Raw genomic sequence first — 7,190 nt, forward strand, 5'->3', positions numbered from 1 at the left:
AAGGCTGCCAATTGCATAGTTATCAGATGCCGGTCCAGTTGCGATACAGGATATATGCCGCAACGATGAAGATTATTGCAGCGAATATGCGGTTCAATGTGTTCCTGTATCCACTCAATCGCGTGGCGAGTATCATTCCAAACACTCCTCCGATAACGCCACCTCCGATAAACTCACCAGCAAGCCACCAGTCCACCAGCCCGGAGGTGGCATAGTTCAAAGCCGTAGCCAGTCCGAAGGCCCCCACGGAGAGAAGGGACGTGCCGATTGCGTTGATCATCGGCATACCTGTTGCCAACATCAAGCCGGGCACAATCAGGAAGCCGCCGCCGATACCGAAGAATCCGGATGCCGAACCCGAAGCGAGAGCTGCTGCTGCTGTGACGAGACACATTCTTAAGTCGATCGGGCGGCGTTCGACGTCCAACCTCTTTTTGGGCTTCAGCATGAACAGCCCGACGACGATCATGAGGATGCCGAACAGAAAGATGAGACGATCACCGTCTAGAGCTTTTCCAAGACTGGAACCGATAAGTGCCCCGATAGTGCCTAGTGCGGAGAAGACAACACCACAACGCCACCAGATGTGCCCCTTCAGGGCATGGCTCGTAAAATTCGCGAACGCGTTGACTGAAACAGCAAGTGCACCCGTACCGATGGCGACATGGGGCTGGCTCACACCAACGACATAAAGGAGCAACGGTGTAGCCAGGATCGAGCCGCCGCCGCCAAGCAATCCCAGCATAAAGCCAACAACACTTCCGGACCCCACCGCCGCAAGGATGGAATTACTCAGCACCATAGGATCCTAACTCTCTCACGCACTGTCAGCGCTCATTTCGCCTTCTCCACGCAGAAGATGTCGTAAAGGGAGGCGACCAGTTGCGCCGCCTTTTCTTCTGTGAGGCGATAAAAAATCTGTTTTCCATCTCGTCGCGTCTCGACTATTCTGGAGCTGCGCAACACGGTTAGGTGCTGCGACAGGTGCGGTTGATGAACCCCGATTTTTTCTTCCAGCTCCCCAACGGAATACTCGCCTTCCACAAGGCTGCAAACGATCATCAGACGCGCTGGATGGGACAGTGTCTTGAGCAGGTCTGCCACTTCGCCCGCGCGCAGAGATAGTTCAATGGAAGATAGCCCCGCTTTCATTATTGTCATTCTGTCCACGGTCATTCCCATGCAGCCCCTTCCAACGCGTCCAGTGGAAACTTCAGATAGCGCTTACCGTTGGCTTCTGGCTCAGGCAGTCGCCCACCACGTATGTTCACCTGCAACGCATGCAGGATGAGCTTTGGCATTGGCAGCGTTTTGTCACGCTTGGACCGTAAGGCAACGAAGGCCTCTTCCGATGCGCCCGCCAGGTGCGAATTGTACTTCTTTTGATCCGCCACAGTGCTTTCCCAACGCGGCGCACGCCCCCCCGGCTGGTAATCATGTCCGGTGAATATCCGCGTCTCATCTGGAAGTGCTAGGATGTTCTGGATCGACTTCCATAGTGCTCTCGCATCGCCGCCGGGAAAATCCGCACGTGCCGTACCGCTGTCAGGCATGAAGATTGTGTCATGCACAAAGGCGGCATCGCCCACCACGTAAGTGATGGAGGCGAGCGTATGCCCCGGCGAGAACAGAACCCTGGCATCAATGGAACCGATCCTGAACGTCTCGCCCTCGACAAACAGCCGATCCCACTGTGAGCCATCGGTGGCAAGCTCGGGCCAGTTATATATTCCCTTCCACAGCTTCTGGACGTCGGTTACATGCTCACCTATCGCTGTTTTCGCGCCGGTTCTCTCCTTCAAATACTGGGCTGCAGAAAAATGATCGGCATGTGGATGGGTGTCGAGAATCCATTCGACAGTCAGGCTGTTATCGCGAACGTAATCGAGAATTGCATCGGCATTGGTCGTCGCCGTTGACCCCGACTTTTCATCAAAATCGAGAACGGGGTCCACTATTGCGCACATACCAGTTGCCGGATCGGACACCACGTACTGAACGCTGGAGGTTCTCTTGTCGAAAAAGCCTTTTACCTGCGGTCGATGGTCAGCAAAGTGTAGAAGCCACGACGCTGCGACACTGGTATCAAAGCCGAGCTGATGTCCGAATGGTACGACGTCTTCAACAGACATGCGTCCGTCCAACACCTCACCGATCAGATGAAGGCTGAGCGAACGCGTACCTGTTTTGCAATGCGCAAGCACGGGACCTTCAGATTTTCTGACCGCCGCCTGAAACGCACGCACATCAGCTTCAGTGATCGTATTTATTGTGGCCGGAATATATGCATAAGAGAGATCGCATTGGTGGGCTGCATCGCATTCCGCTTGGCTTCCGGGCTGATCTGCGCTTTCATTATCGGGACGGTTGTTGATCAGCGTTTTGAAGCCGCTTCGATCGAGTACACTGAGTTCTTGCGCGTTTGGCTGCGAAGACACCGACAGCTTCTCAGATATTCTGGTGACGGGCATTATGCCTCCAACGTAACATTATATAATATACTATAATGTATAATGTTAACGTTTTCAAGCCTCCCTCGAAAACGCAGATTTTTTTGAAATCCGCGCAGGAGCTCTAACGAAAACGGCAAAAAGCCCGATCGCCGGAGAAGAATTCTATACGTCTAATTTTCAGGCCACTGGCAAAGGGTCTCGATAGAGGTATCATGATATGTATCCAATGTCCGGAGGTACCTCAATGAGCCGATTGCATACAGAGAACCACCTCGTATCCCGGATCGGATGGCTTCGCGCAGCGGTACTCGGCGCCAATGATGGCATTGTCTCAACGGCCAGCCTCATTATGGGCGTCGCATCTGCTTCAACGGGAACGATGCAGATAATGGTCGCGGGCATCGCGGGCCTTGTCGCAGGCGCGATGTCCATGGCGGCGGGTGAGTATGTTTCTGTCAGTTCTCAATCCGATACGGAGTTGGCAGATCTTTCCAGAGAGCGCAAGGAACTCGAAACTCAGCCCGAAGCAGAGCTCGATGAATTGATACAAGCCTATATTGATCGCGGATTAGCCCCGGAACTGGCGCGGGAGGTGGCAATACAGCTGACCTCACGCAATGCTCTGGAGGCACATGCCCGTGACGAACTGGGAATTGTCGAACACATGGAAGCACGGCCTGTGCAAGCAGCGCTGACCTCAGCGGTCACGTTCTCGATCGGGGCCGCCCTACCCTTACTGATGGCGGTCATCGCACCTCCCTCGATCATGCTTTACGCGGTTGCTATCTCTTCCTTGCTGTTTCTGGCGTTTCTAGGTGCAATCGGCGCCAAGGCGGGAGGAGCTAATGTGCTTAAGGCGACCGTTCGTGTTACTTTTTGGGGTGCGTTGGCGATGGCAATCACGGCTGGTATTGGGGCCTTGGTCGGCACAGCGGTCTGACCGTCAATCTGAGTATTTAGGGAATACATATGTAAAGAAGAATTATCGTAGTCGGTGAGAAGCGGGACCTAAAATTTACTCATTCTATCGTTCGGGAAGACTATGAAGATGCGGTTCTCGGTTGAAGATCGATCAAAAACAATCCTGCTGGTTTTTGCCTTGTGCGGACTTGTGATGGGGCTCGGCCTGCACTTTTCCGGCTACTCCTCGGGAGCACGGATAATCTGGGCAATTGCCACTTTGCCTGTGCTGGCATCTTTGCTCGTCGAGATTCTCCGGAGTTTATGCCGAAAGGAGTTTGGGCTGGATATCGTCGCCGCGATGTCTATGTCGGTCGCACTGGCATTTGGGGAAATGCTGGCGGCTTCGATTGTCGCCCTCATGTATACTGGCGGAGCCTTTCTTGAGAGCTTTGCCGAGGGACGAGCACGCCGTGAGATGCATGCTTTGCTGTCCCGCGCACCGCGAACAACAATGCGATATGTCGATGACCATCTCGAAGAGATTGCCGTTGAAACTATTCGTCCCGGTGACCGCCTTCTAATCCGTCAGGGAGATGTCATCCCCGTCGACGGAAGTATCACTTCCGTAAAAGCTTTCGTAAACATGTCTGCTTTGACGGGAGAGTCACTTCCGATTTCGCTTGCGTCGGGAGCAGATGTGCTAAGCGGTTCAATGAATGCCGGCGATGCTTTCGATATCGTTGCCAAGCACGAAGCGAAGGATAGCACCTACGCTGGCATCGTTCGCCTCGTGGAAGAGGCACAGCATTCCAAGGCTCCAATGTCCAGACTGGCAGACCAGTGGTCTGTCGGCTTTCTGATCGTGACCGTCATAATCGCCTTCGGAGCATGGTGGTTCACGGGAGACCCGATAAGGTCGGTCGCCGTTCTCGTCGTGGCGACACCATGTCCTCTCATCCTGGCCGTGCCCGTCGCCCTTGTTGCGGGACTGTCGCGTTCCGCTCATTTCGGCGTGCTGGTAAAGGGTGCTCGTCCATTGGAGAACATGGCTCGTATCAACACGTTGGTGCTGGACAAGACTGGAACACTGACAGATGGCCGCCCACAAATTACTTCAATCAACGCGCAGCCGGGATTGAGCGAAAATGATCTATTGCGTTTCGCTGCCTCCCTTGACCAAGTGTCCAAACATCCGATGGCGCAGGCTCTTGTACTGGCCGCTCAGCGGCGCGGGATAGATCTTGTATTGCCGACCGATGTAAGCGAACTGGCAGGAGATGGCGTCGCGGGCTGGGTCGATCGCAAAAGCGTCGTTGTCGGCGGACGTAGCTTCGTTGAGAGACAGGTCAATGCAAAACTGAGTGAAATCCCCGATATAGAAGCTGGAGCGGCCCTGGTTGCAGTCGCGATAGACGGTAGCATCGCGGGTTATATCATTATGGCCGATCCCTTGCGCGGCGAAGTGGTCGATACGTTACGGGGCTTACGCAAAGATGGCGTAAAGCGAATAGTGCTGGCGACAGGTGATCGTGCTGCAGTGGCCAAACGCATCGCCAAGGGTTTGGGGCTTGATGCCATCTACTCCGAACTTTCACCCGATCAAAAGGTGCTGACCGTGCTCAGCGAGCGTAAGAACGGCCCCGTGATGATGGTCGGAGACGGGGTCAACGACGCGCCCGCACTTGCAGCGGCTGATGTTGGCGTTGCCATGGGTGCGAGGGGAGCGGCAGCCTCGGCAGAAGCGGCCGATGTCGTTCTCCTCGTAGATAGAATAGATAGACTTCGCGCCGGGATTGAAATTGCCAAGCGGTCAAGGCGCATTGCTGTCGAAAGTGTTGTGGTTGGGATTGGTCTTTCTGTAATCGCCATGATCGCAGCCGCGTTCGGTTATCTAAAACCTGTTCAGGGTGCATTACTCCAGGAGCTGATTGACGTCGCTGTCATCCTCAATGCGCTTCGGGCGTTGAGAATCTCCCCCAAGATCGGCTAAAGGGCGTCGTGGTACACCAGAATTAGAACTGGTGAATAAGTCACCTACAGCTTCGCACCGAATTGTCGTTCCTGCAGCACGCAATAAGAACAGAACATTGAAGCTTAACCGCCTTGCCAGTACCGCGCCGGTCTTCGAACCAAGCACCATTAGCGCTGTTGCCCATGCATCCGCTTCGGCACAGGTACGTGTCACGATGGTGACTGACGCCGGAGGCTCCATCACGGGAGCACCGCGAAGCGGGTCCATGGTGTGCGACAGGCGGTAATCGTTGACATTAATCCAATGCCGATAATCGCCCGACGTGGCGACCGACGCATCCTGAAGAGCCAAAACCGAGTGGGCTGCGCGACGATCATAGTCAGGAGCCTCAACTGCAATCGACCAAGGACTCCCATCTGGCCGCAACCCGAGCGCCCGCATCTCCCCATCGATTCCGACGAGGCTGGACGAAATCCCGAAAGACAGCAATGTCTCCGCCAGACGATCCACGCCATATCCCTTGGCAATTCCATTGAGATCAAGCGTGATGGGAGCCGACTTTCGCACCATTCCCAGCTCGACGTCCAGTTCCAGAACCTCATGGGCTGGTCGGCGCTCGCGCTCGAGCGCTGCTCGCATCTGCTCAGGGACCGCCTCTGACGCCCCGAAACCCCAAGCGCTTACGGCATCGCCCATGCCGATATCAAACGCGCCGCCCGATGCACGGCCAATGTCGAGCGCAAGGCGCAAAACGTCCAGCAGTTGCTGCGGCACCTTTATCCAGTGTCCCACCGGCGCGGCGTTCAACTGCATCAGTCTGCTATCGGGCTTCCACGTGGACATTGCACCGTCCACCGCGTCCACTGCCGCCTGAAGTGCGGCCCGAACGGATTGCGGATCGAATCCCGCCGCTTCATAAAACAACGCTGACCAACGGGTACCCATGGTAGGCCCACTCAAAGTGTAACGTTGCATCTCAGTAGACGTCTTCGACATAACGACCTTCCGCCTTGAGTTTGGCCAATGTCAGCCCCGTGGAACCCAGAATATCCGCAAAAACCGACGAGACTTCGTTGGCCATATCGCGTCCGCCACATACCATAATCCGCGCCCCCTTCTGGATCAGCCGAGTGACTTCATCGGCTTCCTCCTGAAGAGCATGTTGCACATAGCGCGGCATTTTCCCGCGTGAACAACAGGAGCTAATCTGCGCAACTTGCCCCTTCTGCTTCCATTCACGGAGTTCGTCGCCATAGAAAAAATCGCTATTCGTCTGGCGCATTCCAAAGAACAAATGGATCAGGCGATGCCGCGTATTGGCACGGATGAAACCCGCCAAAGGTGCGATTCCTGTTCCGGCGCCGATCAAAATCAGGGGCGTATGTGTCCCATCCTCCGCATGGAAACCTGGATTGCGACGCAGGAAAGCGCTGATCGTGTCCCCGGGCTCTAGTTCAAGGAGCTGGCGAGAACATAGCCCACCCGGATGTTTTCTCACGACGATCTCGACAAAGCCATCGTTGCGTCCAGAAGCCAGTGAGTAAAACCGGGGAACGGTTGATCCCGAAGGAACGATGGCGAGGAGATCTCCGGCCACAAAGCGCCCCAGTCCGCAGCCACGCAATTGCTGCCAGAAGGAAAGCCTCGGCAAGGCAAAGCGCAGGATTGCTGCGGGCGCTTGCACTTCGGCACCATAATCACGGCGCGACACAAGCGTAAGCGGGACGGCGGCGGGTTGAACGGCCTGGTGCGTGAGTTCCAGGTCTATGCCCATCGCAGCACCGAGTGTCCGCCCCCATCGGGCAAAAGCCTGCGGCGACTGACGGTCCACTGTGTCAAAGGGTATGAGCATTCTCCATCCG

Annotated in this window: 6 protein-coding genes and 1 pseudogene; 2 read left to right on the top strand and 5 right to left on the bottom strand. The window is 55.5% G+C overall.

Going from position 1 to position 7,190, the window contains the following annotated elements; genetic code table 11:
• Positions 1–22: 22 nt before the first annotated feature.
• Genes FG152_RS26830 through blh form a run of 3 tightly spaced genes read right to left on the bottom strand, consistent with a single transcriptional unit; the run spans position 23 to position 2,471 of the window.
• Positions 23–802 carry a sulfite exporter TauE/SafE family protein gene (locus FG152_RS26830; protein ID WP_036586927.1) on the bottom strand — a complete coding sequence of 260 codons (780 nt, stop codon included), beginning with the start codon at positions 800–802 and terminating at the stop codon, positions 23–25.
• A gap of 32 nt (positions 803–834) precedes the next feature.
• The gene (gene bigR / locus FG152_RS26835) at positions 835–1,182 is read right to left on the bottom strand and encodes a sulfite-sensing transcriptional repressor BigR (RefSeq protein ID WP_105529392.1); all 348 of its coding nucleotides are present in this window, start codon (positions 1,180–1,182) and stop codon (positions 835–837) included.
• Positions 1,173–2,471: a bifunctional sulfur transferase/dioxygenase Blh gene (gene blh, locus FG152_RS26840; protein WP_036586926.1), complete on the bottom strand. Its 1,299-nt coding sequence runs from the start codon at positions 2,469–2,471 to the stop codon at positions 1,173–1,175. Before blh ends, bigR begins: the two co-directional genes overlap by 10 nt.
• A gap of 226 nt (positions 2,472–2,697) precedes the next feature.
• Between blh and FG152_RS26845 the strand changes: the two genes are divergently transcribed.
• Together FG152_RS26845 and FG152_RS26850 are read left to right on the top strand one after the other, a co-directional pair.
• On the top strand, positions 2,698–3,393 hold the full coding sequence (locus FG152_RS26845; RefSeq protein ID WP_036586925.1) for a VIT1/CCC1 transporter family protein: 696 nt from the start codon (positions 2,698–2,700) through the stop codon (positions 3,391–3,393).
• A gap of 108 nt (positions 3,394–3,501) precedes the next feature.
• Positions 3,502–5,346 (top strand): heavy metal translocating P-type ATPase, encoded by a 1,845-nt coding sequence (locus FG152_RS26850; protein ID WP_036587187.1) that lies wholly within the window; start codon positions 3,502–3,504, stop codon positions 5,344–5,346.
• On the opposite strand, the pseudogene FG152_RS26855 reads toward FG152_RS26850, so the two are convergent.
• Both FG152_RS26855 and FG152_RS26860 read right to left on the bottom strand, forming a co-directional pair.
• A pseudogene (locus tag FG152_RS26855) lies at positions 5,332–6,324 on the bottom strand (FAD:protein FMN transferase); the annotation flags it as partial. The gene FG152_RS26850 and the pseudogene FG152_RS26855 sit on opposite strands and share 15 nt — an antisense overlap.
• Positions 6,305–7,190, bottom strand: an 886-nt coding sequence (locus tag FG152_RS26860) for an FAD-binding oxidoreductase (protein ID WP_498989410.1), incomplete at its 5' end; no start/stop codon positions are given. The pseudogene FG152_RS26855 and the gene FG152_RS26860, both read right to left, overlap by 20 nt.

It is taken from the genome of Ochrobactrum sp. XJ1 (genome assembly GCF_024701725.1).
Classification (GTDB): Bacteria; Pseudomonadota; Alphaproteobacteria; order Rhizobiales; family Rhizobiaceae; genus Brucella; species Brucella anthropi.